Source organism: Mycobacterium paragordonae, from assembly GCF_003614435.1.
GTDB lineage: Bacteria > Actinomycetota > Actinomycetes > Mycobacteriales > Mycobacteriaceae > Mycobacterium > Mycobacterium paragordonae.
Window position 1 is genome coordinate 240,060 of record NZ_CP025547.1, and the last position, 19,729, is coordinate 259,788.

The following is a 19,729-nucleotide window of genomic DNA, read 5'->3' on the forward strand; positions in this document are numbered from 1 at the left end:
GTGGCAGTGACGGCGGGTGCTCGGTGCTGGCGGGAGTTTGTTGTCATGAGGCCAGGGCGCTGATCTTGACGAGGTTGTGGGCGAACACCCCGTGTCCGCACCAGGTCCTGGCTCCGGTGAGGGTGGTCAATTCCGTGCGGTTCCAGCTGTAGCTGCGTTTGAGGTGGTTGATGCGTCCTTCGCATCCGGTTCGCCATTTGATTTTGGCGCGGAACGCTTTTCGGTGTTCGAACTCGCGGCGAGCGGCACTCGGTTTACTGGCACGCGGAATCGCGACATGGCGGACTCCTTGCTCGTGCAGATCGTTTTCGACCGAGGCGTATCCGTAGCCGCGATCGGCGGTAACCGCCCTGGGGGCGTGGCCGGCGCGGCGAGTGATCCGGGCGATCGCTGGAGCCAACTGCGGGGCATCGGCGGGGTTTCCGATCTCGACGCTGTGGTCGAGGATGACTCCATCGGCGTTATCGACGACCTGGGCTTTGTAGCCGAACTCCACGGGCTTGCCCAGTCGTCCTTTGCGGATCGGGCGGGCATCGGGGTCGTGGAAACTGACCAGCCGGCTCGCCGAGTCCGGCATCACCCCGGTCAGGCGGCTACGGGCTTGGGTGACCACGCGTTGGGCCTTATCCATGATCGCGGCCAAGTCGTTGATCGCTCGAGATAGCCGAGCCCGGCGGACCCCGGTCGCGTTGCGCACAGCCCGGCGGGCATTGCGCCGCACCGCGGCCGCTTCCCGCATCGCCGATTCGGCGATGCCGGCCAACTCCCCGGTGATCCGCGCGACCACGGCTTGAGCTTCCTCACGGGCCACCGCACCGCGAAGCCGCAGTTTGGAGGCGATCGAGCGGGCCCGCTGGCCCGCTGAGCGGCTGCGGTCACGGGCATGGGTACGCACCGCCCCGCCAGCGTTGTGGATGCGGGTGATGGTGCGGGCGATCGTGGTCACCGCCTTGGCCAGGAGCCCCGAGTCGGTCGGATAGGCCACTGCGGCCTCAACCACGGTGGTGTCAGCACGCACCTTGTCAGTGCGCAACAGTTTGGCGTCGGCGGCCTTGGCCAACAAGGCCTCATTGAGGCCGGCCACTGCAGCGTCCCCACACCGAGTGGTCAGTTTCATCAGCGTGGTGGGGTGCGGCACACGCGTCCCGAACGGAATCCGGCAAAACCGTTGCCAGGAAATCGAATCGCCGACCTCACGGCACAACGCCTCAAAGCCCAGCCGGTAGCGGAACTTCAAGAACATCATCCGCAGATAGGTCTCCATCGGAATCGACGGACGACCGATACGGGTGTCGAAGTACGGCGTGAACGGCGCGAAGAACACCGGATCATCTAGCAGCGCGTCTACCCGCCCCAACTCCCTCGGTAACACCAACAGCTCCGGCGGCAGGATTGCATCCCACAACGACAACTGGTCATTTACAGTTCTAAGCACGATGGCCTCGATCCCTTCTAGCCCAAGGGTTCGAGGCCATCATCTCGTCAAACAAAGCCCAATTCAGCCACCGCCACGCCCTGACTTTTTCAGGTCGAAGTAGCTAGACATCCCAGGTCCGTAAGTTGTCAAGCCGCTTGCGTGTCGGGGTTGATCTGACGGTGTGCCCAGGCTTGGTGTTCGCTGTAGTGGATGTGGTGGCGTAGGCAGCCGTGCAGGATGCCGACGAGGCGGTTGCCGAGGGCGCGCAGCGCTTGGTGGTGCAGGTCGCCGGCGGCACGACGCTGGTCGTAGAAGGCGCGGGCGCCGGGGCTGGTGTTCGATGCGCAGAACGCCCATTGGTCGATGGCGTCGTAGAGTCGGCGGTTGCGGACGTGACGGGCTAACACGGCGCGTTTGCGGCCCGACGCGACGGTCAGCGGTGATGTTCCGGCGTAGTTTTTGCGAGACTTGGCGGTGGTGTAGCGGTTCGGGTCGTCCCCGAACTCACCGAGCACCCGGGCGCCGAGGATGACACCGAGTCCTGGCAGGGAGAGGTAGATGTCGGCGTCCGGGTGTGTCTCAAAATGTGTGGCCAGCTCGGCCTCGAGGTCGGCGATCTGGCGGTTCAGTTCAGCGATGATGCCGACCGTGGCGCGGGTGGTCGCTCCGAATGCTGCGGTGACCGAGGCGGGCGCGGCGAGCTGCTCGGTGCGCAATGCAGTCTGAATCGCTAGTGCCCGGGTGTCGAGATTGCGTTGTCGCCCAGCGGCTTTGAGCGCTGACCGGATCTTGGACAGACTCAGGTTGGCCGCCTGCAGCGGAGTCGGCGCGCGACCCAACACTGCCAGCGCGTCGCGGTCATGCAGATCGGTGAACGCCTCCAACGCGCCCGGGTAGTACTCACGCAGCGCCGAGCGCAGCGCATTGGTGTGCCGGTTACGGGTCCAGATCAGATTCTGATGTGCACGGGCCAGGACCTTGACCGCCTCCGCGGCCGGCCTGTCCCCGGCGACCGGACGGTGGTTATGCCGGTCGGTGCGCACCAGATCGGCCAAAAGCTTGGCGTCCCCTGCATCGGACTTGGCCCCCGATACGCAGTGGCGCTCGCGGTAGCGGGCGGCCGCCAGCGGATTGATCGCATACACCTGATACCCAGCCGCAACGAGCGCCTCGACCCACAAGCCACGGTCGGTTTCAATCCCGATCACGACCTGGTCTGGTTCTTCGACGTGCCGAGCAAGGAGCTGATGGAACTCGCCGATGCCGGTAAGCCCCTCGGGTAATCGACGCGAGGCCAGCCGCGCCCCGCTTTCATCCATTAAGTGGACGTCGTGGTGATCCTCCGCCCAATCGTCGCCGACAAAAATCACCTGACTGCCTCCTTCGGGGTCGTCGAACATGTTCGAGCCCAGGGGAACCCGGCGACAAGCTAATGGATCAGTGCTCGGTGGCACGACACCCCATCAGTGCTACAGGGACCCTCACCAACCGGCCGGGGCGTGATCTAGCTTTAGAAGTCGACAACCGCTTCAGCTATTAACAACGCTCACCGGCCGGCGGCTCGGTGAACAGCGTCCCCCGAACAAGAGATGATCGGTCGAAGGCACGCTGTTCGATTCCCATTAGCTAAAAACACGTTGATACCCCTTCTGCGTTCCATAATTGGCGCAATGACGGCACAACCAATACGGGGCCCGCTTGCCCACGCAGACAACACAACTGCTTGACCAAGGTACCCCATAGGGGTACATTAAAGGGCTATGAAGAGAGTGTGATTCTGCCGCAGACCCTAACAGCTGCTTCTCGTTCAACTCAGCACAACAACATGCCGCCGCGTAGCTAAACGTCTGTTTGGCCTTGCCGGACTGATAGGGGCGACCAGCCGCGACGAAAACGGCCAACGGCCACGGTGGTATGCCCGAGGCGACCAGAACTCCAGGTGCAATCTGCCGGCCGGAAGTGTTCTTTAGACGCGAATCATCGTCGCCCCTGCCCTTGGGCGAATCGCTAACGAATAAGCGCCGCAACGATGTCGCAGCGGCTGAAAAACCAACGCAGGCAATAAAAAGTAGGCACACGACCCACCAGTCGAACGCCTACACGGCAGAAGGACCACAGGGCATGTCCACCAGAATCACCACCCACGTCGGCGCGCTCGTCACCGCCCTCGCGGTCATCACCGGCACCGCCATTCTGCGCGGCGGCGCTGCAGCGGCCGACCCAGACCAGGATGACCAATTTCTTGCTCTGCTCGAAAAACAGGAAATCCCCGCCGTTGCGAATCCGCCGCGGGTCATCAACGCAGCTCATAAGGTTTGTCTCAAACTTGACGGCGGTACGCCAGTGGACGAAATCGTCGAGGCGCTACGCAGTGATGCATACAACATGGACCCGACATTGCACCGCTTTCCCCCGTCCCGAGTCACCACCACCATGGCCCGATTCATCGCTGCAGCAGTGGAGGTCTACTGCCCCTACGACCGTGGCGCAATAGCTTTCGTAATGCGCCGCGCGGCGCCGGGACCGGATCAACCGATGTATCGCCTCGGCGGCTATGGGCACCACACCGTCACTTCGGGCACGGATTCACTGGAGCGGCGCGCAACGCCGTACGTCGAACAGGCGGCGCCGCCGGAACCCCCGGGTGACCGCGCGGTCGGCTTGACGCCTGACATCTCCGGAAAAGCTTGCGCGTATCACCCCTATACGAAGCCGGTACACGACATAGTGCCGGCCTGGGCCATCGGTGCGCCACCAGCGGGTGATCCCCACCTACCGAACCCGCCACAGATTCCGATTCCGACTCCCCCCCCAGCGCATATCGTGACGCCGCTCCCGCACGTCGAGGCGCCGCCGCCCCCAAGGCACTCCCCGCCCCCACCGCAGGCGCCGCCACCACCGCCGCAAGAGCCGCCACCGCCGCCGCAGGAGCCGCCCCCTCCCCTTCAGCAACCGACACCCATTCCTCTTGAGCCCCCGCCCCCACCACAAGTAGTTGAGCCACCTGACGCTGGCCAGCAGGGTGGCGGTGGTGGCGGTGGCGGCGGCGCTGGAGGGGGAGGCGGTCACGGCGGCGGCAGTGGCGGTGGAGCGGGCGGTGCCTCTGGCGGTGGCAGCGGTTCGCCGAAGCCGTCACCGGAGCCCCCCGGTCCGCCCGGCCTGATAAGGCTCGCACCGTGAACACAATTCGACGTCACCAGCCGTAGATATTCGCATCGCCGGCACAGCCCTGCTCACAGGCGCATAATGCGACGTCCTACCACGCCGGTAAGACCATCATCACGCACACCCAGCACCGCACATCCCGGGAAAGCGCTGGGCCGGGCTTGGATGCAACGGCCAAACATGCTGCAGCACAGGCAATTCGATAACGCCCTGCGTCTGCGCGGTTGGGCACAGCGAAAGAACTCATGCTGTCACTTATTGGCCAGCGGTGCCGGACCCAAGGGCTGATCGAGATGGCCGATTCACAGCCCCCGGCGAACAAAACTAGTCTTTTGGTGACTTTAGTCCCTACCCCCATGGGGTATGCTGCCGAAAAATCTACTACATGACGCAGACATCAGGGTCGCAGGAGCCTCGCACGGCAGCAGAACAGGCCAGCCACGCGCACCAATCCAATCCGCCGAGCCCCCTGGACCAGGGGCGGGTGATCGTGGGCACTACCGCCGGTGTCGTTTTCGTCGTAGCCCTGCTGTTTTTTGCGGGTTTCTTCTTGTCCCGCGCCACGAATGGCCCGAGCGCCGGGCACCCACCATCAGGCGGCGGCGAACGCAGCAGCTGCCCAATGATGGGGGCAGGCAAAGGTATGGAACCCGGAAAGGAGTCAAACGAGCCACGGCAGACCACGGTGCCGACACCGCCTTCAGTACCGCACCATCCCTAATCCGCCTAAGAGTCTGGAGCAGAGCGTGTTTGGCCTCGGTCGAAAGTCTCTCGCCCACAGCACAACAGGGCCAAATCATCACACACGGGAATATACAAGAGAGGAATCAAGACAATGACAACTAAGAGACGGCATAAAATCGCAGTAGCAGTCGCAAGCGTCGGTGCCACAGCCGGGCTGATGGCCATAGCGCTTCCGCTGGTTCCGCAAGTGAGCGCCAATCTGGACAAAGCTGCGATGTCTGAGATGGGCATGCGGCCGGAGATGCCCGTGCCGCACGTGATGCGCTACGGCGCGATCGCCTATGCCCCTAGCGGCGCTTGGGGTACAGCGCAGGGTTACCCCGCCAAGGCACAAGCCGAACAGGTCGCAGTCGATCGCTGCAACGATAAGGACTGCCGCGTCGTGATCAGCTTCAATCTGTGTGGCGCGGTGGCTTCCGACGGCGTGAACTACCGCGGTGGAACGGGTTTTTCGCGTGCCGCGGCCGAAACCGACGCTTTGAACAGGCTTGGCGGTGGGACGGTCGTCAGCTGGGTATGCAACTGAGCGCGCTGAGGACTGGGCGCCAACGTTCCGCGGGGTAGAGCATCCGGCCATGCGAGCGCAGGCGCCAGGCGGTTGATCGCCATACCGTACCGGGCTATCGTATACAGAGTTATGTGTTGTCCGACGGTGCTGCACCTGGTGGGGATATTTCCGAGCTCTGCCGCGGATGGCTGGGCTGACGTCGGATTCGGGTTCGCTGGTCTCAGTGTCGAGAGCCGGTAGGACGCGATGACGCTCCATGGCAGGCACCTGCAGCACTTGATGGCCGTTGTGGCCGCGACGGGCGTGGTAATCGGCGGTACCACCTCGGCGGTTGCGGCTGATCCGGGAGACCCCTACAGCGGACTCAGTTGCTCGTGCCCTTCCCAGGATTCGGGGCATCGCTTTGATATTCCCGAGGTCACCGAAGGAATCAAGGAAGGCCTTGTCGGCCTGCGTGCACCGCAGCCACAAACCGATCGCCGGTTCGCCGGGCGGGCAACGGCGTGCCGCCAAACGCGCACAGCTTTCGCCCACAAGCGAAGCAGCCGCCGCGTAAATCGCTGATCGCTTCACAAACGCAATCCCGGGGAGATGGTGCGGTGACGGCGGCGTCAGATTGACGGTTGCGTCCGGGTGTGTCAGCAGGGTCGTCGATAGCTTCCACGACGGGGTTGAGCGGCAAGGCGTGCTTGACTTGACCTGTCGCTATCCGCGTCAGTCCTGCGGGGTCGGCGGCCGCTGCACCGGGGCCGGTTGGATCTGCAACGTTGAGGTCGCTGAGAATGCCTGCAGCACTTTGGTAGTCACCAGGAGTCACTGCATTCAACCCGCGGGCAAGCGCGTTGATGACGTCAGCTTATGACGGTGCGTCCCCGTGAGGGCCGGGTTCGAGCGCGGGTGCCGTGTCGACAGCGAGCGAGCGATGCCAGCGAAAACGCAACACGTGTGCGATAGCGAGACCCCCGCACGTGATGGCCGCCGGGATCAGTGCGTGGTCGCCGATCCGGCCGCCGAGGATCACGCCGCCGGCGGCGCCACCGATGAATAGCAGGACCGTCGAAGTCAGCAGCGCCGCTTTCCAGCCGTCAATTCCGTGGCGGTGACTACGCGCCACCAGCAGGCCGAGGTCGGTGATCGTGCCGGTGAAGTGAGTGGTGCGGATGGGCATCCCCGGGAAACTGGAAGTCATTCCATTCTGCAATCCGCACGCCGCGGCGGCCAGCGGCGCTCTGATCAACGGGTGTTCGATACCGGCGGCAGCCAACAGCAGAGCTGCTTCTCCGAGGAGCACCGCGGCGTGGCGCGGGCCAGTAGGGCTTTGCGCGGGAGCAAGCAGGGCACCGGCTCCCAGAACGCCGATCAGAAATCCGGTGACGATCGCCGCGATCATGCCACCCGGATGCAGTAGTGGATTCGTAGTGTGCTGGCCGATTTTGGTGGTCAGCGCCGTGAGGTTGCCCACCGGATATACCCACACCAGGAGGGCCACCGAGTTGACCCAACCGGCGACTGCGGCCAGCAGTCCGCTGTAGAGGAGCAGGAGTGCGCGCGGGTCCCGTCTCTGCGGGCATTCCAAAGGCGGCATCGAGCCTCCCCTTCCGTGGTCGTTGCGGCTCGTTGATCAACGTCCAAGGTCGCATAGCAGATTGAGGATGCTGCGGTGTCCACGGCCAGCATTGCGCCATACCGTTTGTCCCTGCGGACTTGGGGGACACCGGAACTGCCGCAACGTAGCTGCGACCTTGATGAGGTTTCCGCTGACACCGACCCCCCCGGGTGAAGACGTGCACACCGGAAAATGCTCACTGCCTTGACAGGGTTGGATCGCGTACGGTCGTGCACCGCGTCCACGACTGCACAACCTGATCGGATGGGTCAGCGATGACTGCGGGCTCACGCGGCCGGGCTGCGAGGAGCAAATCGTGGCCGCGGCAAAAATCGTCGCTATAGATGGTGTCGAAGTAGCGCAAGGGACCATCGGGAAAGATGGCGACTATCGTCGTACTAGGACCGTAGGCGCGAGCAGCCCAACCGGCGACCAACGCCACCGCACCGACACTCCACCCTCCGCTGATGAAGTACGTACTTGCCAGCGTCCGACATGCCCACACGGCTTCGGCCGGGGATACCCAATGCGCCTCAGCGAACGCGGCATAGTCGACGTTGCGGGGATAGATGCTTGACCCTAAACCGCGCATCAACCGTGTGGCGGCGGCCGGCTGCCCGAAGATCGTCGAGCCGATGGTGTCAACCCCGATCAACTTCAGGTCGGGGTTAGCTTCGCGCAGCACACGCGTCACACCGGCCGAGTGGCCTCCGGTGCCCACCGAACACACCAGGACATCAACGCTTCCAACCTGATTCAGTAGTTCAAGCGCCAGCGACTCGTAGCTGCCTACGTTGTCAGGATTGTTGTATTGATCGGGATTCCACGCACGCGGATCTGCGGCCAGCAGTTGCGCCACGCGGGCTTTGCGGGTCTGCTGCCATCCCCCGCGCGGATGCGGCTCGGCGACGATCTCGATGCGCACCCCGTACGCGGCCAGCATCTGTTGCACGATGGGCTCCATGCCGGGATCAGTAACCAAAGTCACGGGATGGCCGTATACCTGCCCGGCCAATGCCAGACCCAATCCGAGCGTGCCACTGGTGGATTCGACAATCTGTGCGTTTGGTTGTAGTTCGCCGCGAGCCCGAGCGCATTGAACCATGTGCAAGGCGGGCCGATCTTTCATTCCGCCGGGATTAGTGCCCTCAAGCTTGGCCCAGAACCCGCGGCCCTCGGCCGCAAGTGCGTCCGAGATCCACAGCACCGGGGTATTGCCCACTAAACTAGCGGCTTCGCGATACCTACCAGCTGAACAGGCCGAGGCAGCCGCAGAATTAAGATGGCCTCCGATGCCCGGATCGGCCGCGTCACAATTGCAGTGCAGTTCGGCTGCTTCAGTGAGCGTACTGCAGCGCTCAGAGTGTGCTAGGGACAAAGAGTTCTTCATTGATCGTCGCTTTCGCAAATGCGCCGCAGAATTGCGACATCGAACACCGGTCAGCGAGCACCGGCCGCCGTGCGCATGACACCACGACCTGACGCTGATCGGTCAGCGACGAATCAGGCAGAGCCGCGTCAAGAGATCTCGACCGGTGAGGGCGGGCGGTGCTGCATTCGGTGGGCTCCGCCCCGACGTCGTGGCGTCACCGGACACTCCGGCGACAATCGCGACCATTGCTGCGGCCACGCCGGTTTCCATCAAAATGGTTGGGGTTCGCGGCAACACCGCGGACGCCGAGACGTCATGACAAGCGGTCAAAGCTCCGTTGACAAGATGGGGGTGATCGACATTGATCGCGAATTCCGCGCCCACGCTGGATAACAACGCATGGGAGTGGTGGGGGTGGCCGGTCTCCGAATGCAGCAGTGCCGAGTGCCCCAGCAGCAGAAGCAAGAACGCGGCTGTGGCGACCGCGGTCATCGAGCGCCGTGTCAGCAGCGAGGTGCGTGGAGACGGAGCCGTCCGTTCTCGCACAAACCTCATACCCCTAGAGGGTAGGCGTCGGATGTTGTTCCAGCAACCGGGCGCGACATCGTTTCGCCGATTCATCGGGCGTTGGACCCAGGTCTGCGTGAAGCGCCGCCGATGAACGGCGCCCCAGGCCTACGCAACCGTGGTTTCTGGCGGCCCTTCGTGGTGGCCTCCTCTCCCTAAACCAGGTTTGACCACCGAGGCACCATTGGTGGGCGCTCCAGGAACCGGGGATCGGGGACAATCCCGGCTGCGCCGCGCTCTCCTGCCGCCGCCAACGGGAGTCCACCTAACATGCTGCTCGGCACACCGGAGTTGGCGGCCGGAGCGGCGCCGAGGTTGGTGCCAGTCAGCGCAGCAGCCGCCTTGGCCGGCACAGAAGCTGTCCAACTCTGCGGTGCCGACAACGACCCGACCAATCCGGCTTGCCCCATACCCGCCGATACCGTGCCGGCACCGCCGAAGCCTGCCAGACCGGCCAACCCGGATCCGAGTGGCCCGGTGGCCAACCCTTCGGCAACGGCTGGTGCGAGTGCGCTGGTGGCCGCCGGCAGCAGACCCTTGAGCTTCTCCCCGGTCGACAGGCCGGCGCTGGCGATCCACGCGGTTGAACTTATCGTTGATAGCTCCGGGTTTATCGCACTCAGCATCGAGGACACCGAACCCGACGACAGGGGCGAAGCAAGTTGCTGCAACGCGGTGGGTACGGACGACGTCAGCTGCGTGAGGACGGCCTGGGTGTCGGTTGCCACCGAAGCGCCCGCGGCCTGGGCGACAGCGGCGCCCTGCGCAGCCAACCCGCTCGGATTGGCGACTTGCTGAGGCGGCGCGAAAGGCGTCAACGTCGACGCGGCCGCCGACGAACCGGCGTATCCGTACATGGCCATCGCATCTTGGGCCCACATCTGCGCGTACTGGGCCTCGGTGGCCGCGATCGCCGGCGTGTTCTGCCCGAAGATGTTCGTCACGATCAGGCTCATCAACAAGCTGCGATTGGCCACGATCACCGGTGGTGGCACGGTCTGCGCGAACGCCGCCTCAAATGCGGCGGCTGCGGCGCGGGCCTGGTCGGCCGCCTGCTCCGCTGCGGTTGCGGTCGTGGTCATCCACATCACATACGGCGCAGCTGCCGACGCCATCCAGGTCGCCGCCGGGCCGTACCAGGACAAGGCCGTCAGCCGGGCGATTACCGCGGCGTAAGACGTTGCGGCTAAACTCATTTCAACGGCCAGCTCATCCCAGCCGGTCGCGGCGGCCAGCATCGGTCCGGAACCGGGACCCAAATACATCCTGGCCGAATTGATCTCCGGTGGAAGTGCCCCGAAATCCATTCGCATACCCCTTCAGCTATGACGCGCGTCAGCCGGTCGCGGCCGCATTGGCGGCCTCGGTGACGGCATAGGACCCAGCGCTAGTCGCCAAGGCGGCAACGAACTGGTCGTGAATTGCTGTGGCCTGGGCAGCCACTGCTTGGTACAGCTGCGCGTGCGCGGCGAACTGGGCCGCGGTCAACGCCGACACTTCGTCAGCGGCGGCCGGCACCACTGCGGCCGTCGGGACCGCGACCGCCGCCGTTCCGGCTTCCATCGCCGCGCCGATCGTCAGCAGATCGCCGGCCGCCGACGCCAGCGCTTCCGGATGCGTTGTCACAAACGACATGTTTGCTCTCCTTTAAAGAATGCGGCTCCGCTACCGAAATGTGTTCCCGTGCCATGGCGGCGGAGGGACCATGTAGGCGCCTTGGAAAGATCAACGGTGCCGCCGGGAATCGTTTCCCGGCGATCGGGGACCTGCAACATCCCTGTGGACAGCGACCGTCGTCCGCGAGCCTCGGCTAACGCACGAACGAATCGGCCTCGGCGGGCAGGCTCACGGTGCCGTGCTTCCCTCGGCCGCGAGCAACTCAGCAACCCGGGCGCAGCAGAGTATTTGTATAATTCATCAAATAGTGAATGCATCACATCAGTCGGCTTTAGATCAGGGCGCGGCTACCGCGCGAAAATCGACAGGAACAGACGTCACCAGCCGTGTGCCGCACAGCACCAGGGCTTGACGCTGACCAGTCAGCGACGAGCTAAGCAGAACCGAGTCAGAAGATCTCGACCGGACAAGATGGCAACGCGTGGGTGCGGAGGGCTCCGTCCGGCCGGTGCCACCAGCTGTGTCAGCCAGCCCATACCCGCCAGCGCCGCCAAGCCCAGGCCGAGGACGACCAGCGCGGTCATCACCGCGGCGGGTATCGCATCAATCGCGAATACCTTCGAGGCTTTACAGATTGGCCGCTCCTGCGCAAGCTGCGGCTGATCAGCGCTGGCATGGACCGCGAGAGGAAGCGAGGCCACTGACAGTTGTTGCGGCGGCGAAGATGGCGAAGCAGCGGCGCGCACCGGCACGCAGTGACCGATGATGGCCAATGCCGCGACTGCAGCCGCGACGACTACGGCAAAGCGCAATCGGAACGCTCTGCTCGTTTCTACACGTCGATCATCCGACCACAATCGGATGCTTCTCATACCCACCGAGGGTACACGATACAGCGGCCGGATCACGACATGTTAACCCACATTTGGACAGACGAGTTTTTGAGCTCACCAACACGGGTCCCGGCCGACTGCACCTCGCATTCCCGCGCCGGGGTCGGGCTCCCTGCCAGCGCCGACGGCCCCTGATTTTTGGCAAGTCAGCACGTGACAGAGCTTTGTCGAGGTCGAGTTCAGGATCGTCGGCGAATACTTCAGTCCAGGACAGCAGAGGCTGGTCCGACGACTACCAGGGACTACCGGGAGTGCCACGTCCCCGGAACCATCGGAAGTCGCGGACTCTGGCCAGACTCCTGACCGCTCAGCGTGGTCAAACCCGCCGCCGCGGGGACCTGCTCCGTGGGTGCGGTGCCGGAAAACCCGACCCGTCCAGCACCCTGAATCGAGGCCGACGTCGATGTCCCCAACTCATCAACCGGCTCCTCCCAGGTCGCAGTGACCTCAATATTCATATTCATGTACTCATCGCCGCAACCGGTCACCTTTTCGCGCTGGCGACGCCGCGCCCGCCTGTGCTCGCGCTCGGTCGCCGCGGAGGCAACCCCACCTGCTTCAGCCGCCTTATTCTTGGTACTTGCACTGGCACTGGTGCTCATTGTGGAACCGGATCCGAACCGTGGACCCCCTATCACGTAGGGGAAGGCCACACCCTGTGCGCCGGCCGGCGGTGGTGGCGCGGCGGACGCAGAAGTTGCGGGCGCGGGCGTCGACGTGGACGGGGACGCAGGTGCCGAGGCACCAGAAGTCGCCGCGCCAGACGCGGTTGAGGTGGGGGCGAGGGCCGCCGCTTGGGGCTGGGCCGGGGGGGACAGCGGTTCGGCGGCGCTGACATCCGCCGGAATTGCAGCCAACGTGGCAAGGCCACTGACTGCACCCATGCCGCTGACCGCTCCGAGGCCGGCGGTCGGGACGCCCAGAGCGATCGCCAGAAACTGTGGAGATTGAACCAAATAGGAAACGATCACTTGCACGTGGAACATGAAGTCCGCTTCCATCAGAGCAAGGACGCCGGGCACCTGCGCCGGATTTGTCAGCAGGGTGTTTATCAGATCGGGTATTTGTTCGCTGAGCTCGGTTCCCCAGTTGGAGTAGAACTGGGGGTCGGTCGGGCATGGAATGTCTTCGAGTTCACCGGTCCAGGGATCAATCCTGGTGCCGGCGCTGCACCGGGCGTTGCCGTCGGGCTGGTAAATTTGCGGGGCCGATGTGGTGGTCGGGATCGACGCCACGGCGGCGTCCGCGAACGCCTGATAGGTACTCATTGTTGTGGCGGCAAGGATCCACATTCGCACGTAATCCGCCTCGTTGAGAGCGATCGGAATGGTGTTGATGCCGAAGAAATTCGTTGCGACCAGCACCGCGTTAGTCGCGTGGTTTGCGGCCAGCTCGGTCAAAGTCGGCATCGCCGCTACGGCGGCGGAGTACGCCGCGGCGGCGGATTCTTGTCTGGCGCCCGCTTCGGCAGTGTTGTTGCTGGCTTGAATCAGCCAAGCCAGATAGGGCGTATGCGCGGACACGTAGGAGTTGCCACTGCTTCCTCCCCAGGCATCGGCCTGCACCACGCTGAGCACCGCCGTCAGCTCGCCAGCGGCCGCGGCGTACTCGCTGCTCAGCGCCGACCATGCCGCAGCCGCTTCCATCATCGGCCCAGGCCCGGGGCCGCTGCTGATCAACGCCGAATGCACCTCAGGGGGCACAGCTATCCAAAGTGGGGCCGTCACAGTACGCCGCCACGATGTAACTCCGGCGGATAAGCCAATGCAGAGCTCAACGGTGGCCGGTTCCCCCCATTAGCCGGCTGCGCCGTGCGGAACACCGCCGTACGTATCGTCACGACATGGTCATCCGCTGCCAATGCGACCACTGACTGTAGCGGGCACCGCAGCGCCACCATCGGCATCGCTCCTTTAACCGCTGAGGGCACCGCCCCGCACGTTAATGATAATGATAATCATTAGTAATACACCATGGGCCTGTCGATGCGCCAGACGATGTTCGACAGCCTTTTCGTGACCTTGTCGCCCCTTGCCACCCACTCGACTCGCCTGTACCCTCAGGGGGTATGGGGTACGAAACGGTGTGGGCGGACGCGATGTCCCAGCACGGCCGCCTGTCGTCGACGCGGCACCGATCCCATTGCTACGCTGTAAGCACTGTGAGCGGATCAAAGGCGTGCCCGCGGCCGTGGTGGCAATTCACCGCGGCCTTGGCTGCCGCTGTTGCCGCCGTCGCGGTGTGGATCCTTGTTCTCGGACACGCCGAAGTGCGACATGGGCCTGCTACCCCCCATCCCTCCCACCGCTCCCACGTTCTAGTAAGTCCACTCGGTGGCGAATACACAATCAACAGCGATCACGCGCACCTAGAAAGCCCCTCGGTAGCCCATAACGAGGCGTTCATGACCGCCGTGCTGCCCAACGCGCCCGTTACCACCATGGCGGCTTTGAGCGTGCTCATAGCAGTGGTAGCTGCCGCGGGGTTGTTCGGGCGGCATGTGATATCGGGTGGTCGCGGTCCGCCGCGTGGCGTCGCTGCCATTTTGACCGGTCAAGATCTCTTGACGCGGTTGTGCTCTTCTCGTCGCTGACTGGGTAGCGCCAGGTCGTCTGTGCACTGTCACGACGGCCGGTGGCCGCTTCCCTTGTCAATGGCTGCGCCAGCGGCCTCTCGCTAGAAAGCGACGATCGCATGAACAACAACTCTGCTCGTTCCTCGAACTCTCTGGAATCCCGTCTGCCCTGCAATTCCCGGTCGCTGACGTTGGTGGACCGGCCTCTCAGCCCCGCACAATGCCCGCCCGTGCCGGGAAGCCACCGTCAGCCGGCCGGGCTGGTGGGCAACACCCCGGTACTGCGGATCTCAGAACCGCTGACTGCCGCAGATCGCGGCTTCTGGGCCAAATTGGAAGGCTTCAATCCCGGCGGCAGTATGAAGGACCGGCCCGCAGTGCACATGGTTGAACGCGCCCGTGCCCGCGGTGAACTGCGTCCGGGAGCCCGCATCGTGGAATCCACCAGCGGATCCCTGGGCCTGGGGCTGGCGCTGGCCGGCATGGTGTACCGGCACCCGGTCACGGTGGTAACCGACCCGGGCATGGAGCCCATCGTGCAGAACATGCTGCGCGCCTACGGCGCCGAGGTTGACGTGGTCACCGAGCCCCACCCGGTCGGCGGATGGCAGCAGGCCCGCAAGGACCGTATTGCGCAGCTGCTGGCCGCTGACCCCGACGCGTGGTGCCCCAACCAGTACAACAACCCCGAGAACGTGGACGCCTACCGTCCGCTGGCCCTGGAGCTGCTCGACCAGCTTGGTCGCATCGATGTGTTGGTGTGCTCGGTGGGTACCGGCGGGCACTCGGCGGGAGTGGCACGGGTGCTGCGCGAGGCGAACCCGGATCTGAAGGTGATCGGTGTGGACACCGTCGGCTCGACGATCTTCGGTCAACCCGCGGCCACCCGGTTGATGCGGGGTCTGGGGTCGAGCATCTACCCGCGCAATGTCGACTATGCGGCGTTTGACGAGGTGCACTGGGTGGCACCGGCCGAGGCGGTGTGGGCGGCGCGTGCCCTGGCAGCCACCCACCACGCCAGCGGCGGCTGGAGTGTGGGAGCCGTCGGTTTGGTGGCCGGGTGGGCCGCGCGGACCATGCCCGCCGAGACCACCATCGCCGCGGTTTTCCCCGACGGACCGCAACGCTATTTCGACACCATCTACAACGACAATTACTGCCGCGAGCACGGCCTGCTCGACCAGTTACCGCCCGAAGAGCCGGCCGTCATCGACCACCCGACCGACCAGGTCGTGCAGTCCTGGACCCGGTGCGCCACCGTAGTGGATCCCACCGGAGCGATGCAGTAATGCAATTGCTGACGCAATTCCGCAGCTTCGACCGGCCCAGCCGGATGCTGATGATCAACCAGTTCGGCATCAACCTCGGTTTCTACATGTTGATGCCGTACCTGGCGGCCTACCTCGCCGGCCCACTCGGGCTGGCGGGGTGGGCTGTTGGGCTCGTCTTGGGTGTCCGCAACTTCTCCCAACAGGGCATGTTCATTGTCGGCGGCACGCTGGCAGACCGGATCGGCTACAAACCGTTGATCGTGGTTGGCTGTTTGCTTCGAACGGGCGGCTTCGCGTTGCTGATCTTCGCGCATTCGTTGCCGGTCGTATTGATCGCCTCGGCTGCCACGGGCTTCGCCGGAGCGTTGTTCAACCCCGCGGTGCGTGCATATCTCGCCGCCGATTCACGTGAGCGCCGTGTGGAAGCATTCGCGGTATTCAACATCTTCTACCAGGCTGGAATTCTGCTGGGTCCGTTGGTCGGAGTTCTGCTGGTAGCCATCGACTTCCGCGTCACCGCCGGAGGCGCCGCGGCGATCTTTGCGGTACTGACCGTGGCGCAGTTGCTAGCGCTGCCGCAACACAGCGCTGATCCGACGCCCGAGAAAACATCGATTTTCGATGACTGGCGAGTCGTCCTGGGAAACCGGTCCTTTCTGCTGTTCGCCGCCGCGATGATCGGCTCCTACGTGTTGTCCTTCCAGGTCTACCTCGCCCTGCCACTCCAGGCAGCGCTGTTGACCAAGCGCTACCAAACGCTACTGGTGGCGGCGATCTTCGTCGTTTCTGGCCTGGTGGCGGTCGCCGGACAGCTGCGCATCACTCGCTGGTTCGCCGCGCGGTGGGGTCCCGGTCGCAGCCTGGCCGTCGGGTTGGGTGTCCTGGCGGCCTCCTTCTTGCCGCTGATAGCCGTCCCCAACGGGTCTCGACTTGGGATCGTCGCGGCTATCGCCGCGCTGCTGGCGACAGCCGCCATGCTGGCCGTCGGCTCGGCCGCGGTCTTCCCGTTCGAAATGGACACCGTCATGGCTCTGGCCGGAGGCCGGCTCGTGGCTACGCATTACGGCTTCTACAACACCATCGTCGGAGTGGGGATCCTCGCCGGCAACCTGGCTACCGGTTGGGCAATGGGTGCAGCGCGTCAGGCCGGAGCCGACGAACTGGTATGGGCCGGGCTGTTCATCATCGGTCTACTCGCAGCTTTGGCTCTGCGCGTCCTGGACCGCAACCAGCACCTCCAGCCCCGGGCAACTCAAGACTGCGCGACCGGGCCAGCCGGCGCTGCGCAGTCCCCTGCAGTTCAGCGGGAAAGATCTTGAGCACGACGCTGCTCGCCACACCGCGGGGTCAGAGCTCGAAAACGTGCGTGGCTGCAGACGTGGCAAACGACCGAGGAAGGAATGGTGACCCTCGCAGTGCGCAATGACGTCCTACTCAATCGGCGCACATTCGTCGCCGCTTCAATCGCCGGCGCGGCCGGGCTTGCGCTTGCGTCATGCGGGCGAAGCGATCGCGCTCCCAACCTGCAGCAAGCCATTTACGCGGTCGAAAAAGCCCGTCCCCACACGGGACGAACCGTCACCGCCACCCTGACCGCCCAACCGGCGTCCGTAGATCTCGGCGGTCCGATCGCGAGAACACTGCTTTACGGCGACGCCCTGCCCGGCCCGCTGATTCGCGCCAATGTCGGAGACGAACTGGCCGTTACGGTCAGGAACCGGCTCGGCGACGCCACCTCGGTGCACTGGCACGGCATCGCGTTGCGTAACGACATGGACGGCGCCATCCCTTCAACCCCCGATATCGCCGCCAACAGCGACTTCACCTATCGATTTTCCACGCCGCACCCCGGCACCTACTGGGCCCACCCGCATGCCGGAATGCAGACCGACTACGGGCTCTACCTGCCGGTGATCATCGACGACCCCGCCGATCGAGGCAGCTACGACGCCGAATGGATCGTCGTCCTCGACGACTGGACCGACGGCGTCGGAAAGAATCCTCAACAAATATTTGACGAACTCAAGGGCTCTCGAATGCCGGCCCACGGGCCCAGCGCGCAAGAGATGCCAGGAATGTCCGCAGTGGGTAGCAGTGCATTGTTAGGCGGAGACTCCGGCGACATCGATTATCCGTACTACTTGGTCAATGGGCGGGTTGCGGGAGCACCGACCACCTTCGACGCGAAGCCGGGCCAGCGTATTCGCATCCGCATCATCAATGCCGGCGCCGACACCGCCTTCCGCGTGGCGTTGGCAGGCCACGTCATGACGGTGACCCACACCGATGGTTTCCCAGTTACGCCGACCGACACCGACGCTTTGCTGGTCGGTATGGCGGAACGCTATGACGTCGTCGTCACCGTCGGCGACGGGGTTTTCCCGCTGATAGCAATGCCTGAAGGCAAACCAGCGACACCCGGGCGCGCGCTGCTAAAGACCGCCGGCGGCACCCCACCCGACGTCAACTTCGCGCCTCCCGAACTCAACGGCAGAATCGGCACCGTCGACACCTTCTCCGCCCCATCGTCCGCCAGTTTGGGTTCAGCGCAATCGGAGGTGAACCTGGCTTTGGAACTCACCGGCTCCATGACGAAATACGACTGGTCGATCAACAGCAAGCCTTACCCCGACAGTCCTCCGGTGAGCGTCAAACAGGGCCAGCGAGCCACCCTAGCCTTCACCAACTCGACCATGATGTACCACCCGATGCACCTGCACGGTCACACTTTTCAGGTGATCAAGTCCGACGGCAGCCTGGGCGCACGCAAAGACACCGTCATCGTGCTGCCCAAACAGAAACTCAACGCTGTTCTGATCGCCGACAACCCCGGCACCTGGATGCTCCACTGCCACCATGGCTATCACCTAGAAGCCGGAATGATGACCACGCTCAACTACACCTCTTACTCGACCTGACACACCTGGAAGGCCGATGACGCTGCAGGTTCCTCCCACCCGGCGGTTAATTGCCGGTGTACGAATTCTAAATACCAGGTGTGCCGGATATACCGTTGTTCACAAATCCGCTCAAGAAACTGGTACGTCCGAATATGGTTGCTCTCTTACACTATGTGATAACGTACTCGGCGCAGCGCCAGCATTGAGAGTCTCGCTTCTTCACTGTCTCCTCAATTTGAAGTGTATTGCAATTCGACACGATATGCTTGATCCGGTGATCCGCGGCAGGCGCAGGTGGCCAGAATTCCCACTGGTGGCCAAGCGGGGGTCACCACTGATGACCAGCAGGGACATGAGCTAGCCATTGTTAGCCGCAGAACCAGAGGACGGAAATACGCATGAGAACGAAGGCCTCTGCCACTGCTGTTGTGCTGCTGTTCGGAGTGGTGCTCGGCGCAGCCGCACCGCAGGCGAAGGCGCAACCTCCAATGATGGACGGTGTCTATCTCTACGCCGACGACGACGGCGGTAAGGGGACGTGGACTATCAGTACGACCTGCAGCCCGTCCTGTGTCGCCCACGTGACGACTGCGGGAGGGGGGAGTTTCGACGCCCCACTGATAGATGGCAAATACGTCAATTCGCGGACTCTCCCCGAGGGTCTGAATTGTCCGTTATATGTGATGGGCGACTTATTACTCGATGGTGGATACCATCCGGTGAGCGTAGTCCAGTGGTGGGACCCTGTTACGCTCTCCGGTGAAGTGCACTTCACTCCCTACACTGATGTGGACATCCCACACGTCCCACCGAACTGCTACATCGTTGATCACCATCAATTATTTACCCTGACCAAAGTTGGCTAGACGGTTCCCAGCAGCCTCGTAAAGCGTGTGTTCTGTTCCGACAGCTTCTCCATCTCTCTGGCGACGTCAATATTCATGCCGTCGTAGGCTCGACGCCAGACATACAGCGTGGCCGCTGATACCGCCAACTGGTGGCGATTTCCTCACTGGGTCTTGCCTTGACAGCCAACTCATCCCCGCGCGCGAGTTACCGCGATGGCTTGCGACCAGCCATGTGTTTCGTCGTCT

General features: G+C 63.8%; 17 protein-coding genes. 7 read left to right on the forward strand and 10 right to left on the reverse strand.

Annotated features, from left to right (window positions below):
* Positions 1 to 43 precede the first annotated feature (43 nt).
* Together C0J29_RS31375 and C0J29_RS31380 are read right to left on the reverse strand one after the other, a co-directional pair.
* Positions 44 to 1,435, reverse strand: a complete 1,392-nt coding sequence (locus C0J29_RS31375) for an ISNCY family transposase (RefSeq protein ID WP_425272101.1) — start codon at positions 1,433 to 1,435, stop codon at positions 44 to 46.
* A 128-nt stretch (positions 1,436 to 1,563) separates the two neighbouring features.
* Positions 1,564 to 2,787, reverse strand: coding sequence for an IS110 family RNA-guided transposase (locus C0J29_RS31380; RefSeq protein ID WP_084023633.1), 1,224 nt, complete (start codon positions 2,785 to 2,787; stop codon positions 1,564 to 1,566).
* A 751-nt stretch (positions 2,788 to 3,538) separates the two neighbouring features.
* Here C0J29_RS31380 and C0J29_RS31385 point away from each other — a divergent pair.
* Positions 3,539 to 4,597 carry a DUF732 domain-containing protein gene (locus tag C0J29_RS31385; RefSeq protein ID WP_120795107.1) on the forward strand — a complete coding sequence of 353 codons (1,059 nt, stop codon included), beginning with the start codon at positions 3,539 to 3,541 and terminating at the stop codon, positions 4,595 to 4,597.
* Positions 4,598 to 5,513: 916 nt separating this feature from the next.
* On the forward strand, positions 5,514 to 5,852 hold the full coding sequence (locus tag C0J29_RS31390) for a DUF4189 domain-containing protein (protein ID WP_232004375.1): 339 nt from the start codon (positions 5,514 to 5,516) through the stop codon (positions 5,850 to 5,852).
* An 838-nt stretch (positions 5,853 to 6,690) separates the two neighbouring features.
* On the opposite strand, the gene C0J29_RS31395 is transcribed toward C0J29_RS31390, so the two are convergent.
* From C0J29_RS31395 to C0J29_RS31425, 7 genes are all read right to left on the reverse strand, one after another.
* Entirely contained in the window at positions 6,691 to 7,419 is a 729-nt protein-coding gene (locus C0J29_RS31395) for a YoaK family protein (protein ID WP_084023592.1), read from the reverse strand.
* Positions 7,420 to 7,636: 217 nt separating this feature from the next.
* On the reverse strand, positions 7,637 to 8,734 hold the full coding sequence (locus tag C0J29_RS31400) for a PLP-dependent cysteine synthase family protein (protein ID WP_371872519.1): 1,098 nt from the start codon (positions 8,732 to 8,734) through the stop codon (positions 7,637 to 7,639).
* 198 nt (positions 8,735 to 8,932) lie between these two features.
* On the reverse strand, positions 8,933 to 9,304 hold the full coding sequence (gene lpqS / locus C0J29_RS31405; protein ID WP_120795109.1) for a putative copper homeostasis (lipo)protein LpqS: 372 nt from the start codon (positions 9,302 to 9,304) through the stop codon (positions 8,933 to 8,935).
* A gap of 230 nt (positions 9,305 to 9,534) precedes the next feature.
* Positions 9,535 to 10,686, reverse strand: a complete 1,152-nt coding sequence (locus C0J29_RS31410) for a PPE family protein (protein WP_120795110.1) — start codon at positions 10,684 to 10,686, stop codon at positions 9,535 to 9,537.
* Between the two features lie 28 nt (positions 10,687 to 10,714).
* Entirely contained in the window at positions 10,715 to 11,014 is a 300-nt protein-coding gene (locus C0J29_RS31415) for a PE family protein (RefSeq protein WP_084023589.1), read from the reverse strand.
* 404 nt (positions 11,015 to 11,418) lie between these two features.
* Complete coding sequence (gene lpqS / locus C0J29_RS33120) at positions 11,419 to 11,868, reverse strand: putative copper homeostasis (lipo)protein LpqS (protein WP_139809426.1); 450 nt, start codon at positions 11,866 to 11,868, stop codon at positions 11,419 to 11,421.
* Positions 11,869 to 12,131: 263 nt separating this feature from the next.
* Entirely contained in the window at positions 12,132 to 13,616 is a 1,485-nt protein-coding gene (locus tag C0J29_RS31425) for a PPE family protein (protein ID WP_084023588.1), read from the reverse strand.
* Positions 13,617 to 13,987: 371 nt separating this feature from the next.
* Between C0J29_RS31425 and lpqS (C0J29_RS35020) the strand changes: the two genes are divergently transcribed.
* From lpqS (C0J29_RS35020) to C0J29_RS31450, 5 genes are all read left to right on the forward strand, one after another.
* Entirely contained in the window at positions 13,988 to 14,482 is a 495-nt protein-coding gene (lpqS, locus tag C0J29_RS35020) for a putative copper homeostasis (lipo)protein LpqS (protein ID WP_482808825.1), read from the forward strand.
* 101 nt (positions 14,483 to 14,583) lie between these two features.
* The gene (locus tag C0J29_RS31435; protein ID WP_120795112.1) at positions 14,584 to 15,753 is read left to right on the forward strand and encodes a PLP-dependent cysteine synthase family protein; all 1,170 of its coding nucleotides are present in this window, start codon (positions 14,584 to 14,586) and stop codon (positions 15,751 to 15,753) included.
* Positions 15,753 to 17,054: an MFS transporter gene (locus C0J29_RS31440; protein ID WP_084023586.1), complete on the forward strand. Its 1,302-nt coding sequence runs from the start codon at positions 15,753 to 15,755 to the stop codon at positions 17,052 to 17,054. The genes C0J29_RS31435 and C0J29_RS31440 overlap by 1 nt, the downstream gene beginning before the upstream one ends.
* Before the next feature lie 96 nt (positions 17,055 to 17,150).
* A complete protein-coding gene (locus C0J29_RS31445; protein ID WP_242460707.1) occupies positions 17,151 to 18,653 on the forward strand; it encodes a multicopper oxidase family protein in 1,503 nt (500 codons plus the stop codon).
* 380 nt (positions 18,654 to 19,033) lie between these two features.
* Positions 19,034 to 19,501 carry a hypothetical protein gene (locus C0J29_RS31450; RefSeq protein WP_120795113.1) on the forward strand — a complete coding sequence of 156 codons (468 nt, stop codon included), beginning with the start codon at positions 19,034 to 19,036 and terminating at the stop codon, positions 19,499 to 19,501.
* On the opposite strand, the gene C0J29_RS34915 is transcribed toward C0J29_RS31450, so the two are convergent.
* Complete coding sequence (locus tag C0J29_RS34915) at positions 19,498 to 19,578, reverse strand: hypothetical protein (RefSeq protein ID WP_425272136.1); 81 nt, start codon at positions 19,576 to 19,578, stop codon at positions 19,498 to 19,500. The genes C0J29_RS31450 and C0J29_RS34915 overlap by 4 nt on opposite strands.
* Positions 19,579 to 19,729 lie beyond the last annotated feature (151 nt).

What these genes read in the sequence shown, in the direction of transcription:
- C0J29_RS31385 (WP_120795107.1), top strand. Translation starts at nt 3,539, where the DNA reads ATGTCCACCAGAATCACCACCCACGTCGGCGCGCTCGTCACCGCCCTC.
- C0J29_RS31395 (WP_084023592.1), bottom strand. Translation starts at nt 7,419, where the DNA reads ATGCCGCCTTTGGAATGCCCGCAGAGACGGGACCCGCGCGCACTCCTG.
- lpqS (WP_120795109.1), bottom strand. Translation starts at nt 9,304, where the DNA reads ATGACCGCGGTCGCCACAGCCGCGTTCTTGCTTCTGCTGCTGGGGCAC.
- C0J29_RS31410 (WP_120795110.1), bottom strand. Translation starts at nt 10,686, where the DNA reads ATGGATTTCGGGGCACTTCCACCGGAGATCAATTCGGCCAGGATGTAT.
- C0J29_RS31415 (WP_084023589.1), bottom strand. Translation starts at nt 11,014, where the DNA reads ATGTCGTTTGTGACAACGCATCCGGAAGCGCTGGCGTCGGCGGCCGGC.
- lpqS (WP_139809426.1), bottom strand. Translation starts at nt 11,868, where the DNA reads ATGAGAAGCATCCGATTGTGGTCGGATGATCGACGTGTAGAAACGAGC.
- lpqS (WP_482808825.1), top strand. Translation starts at nt 13,988, where the DNA reads ATGTCCCAGCACGGCCGCCTGTCGTCGACGCGGCACCGATCCCATTGC.
- C0J29_RS31435 (WP_120795112.1), top strand. Translation starts at nt 14,584, where the DNA reads ATGAACAACAACTCTGCTCGTTCCTCGAACTCTCTGGAATCCCGTCTG.
- C0J29_RS31440 (WP_084023586.1), top strand. Translation starts at nt 15,753, where the DNA reads ATGCAATTGCTGACGCAATTCCGCAGCTTCGACCGGCCCAGCCGGATG.
- C0J29_RS31450 (WP_120795113.1), top strand. Translation starts at nt 19,034, where the DNA reads ATGAGAACGAAGGCCTCTGCCACTGCTGTTGTGCTGCTGTTCGGAGTG.
- C0J29_RS34915 (WP_425272136.1), bottom strand. Translation starts at nt 19,578, where the DNA reads ATGAATATTGACGTCGCCAGAGAGATGGAGAAGCTGTCGGAACAGAAC.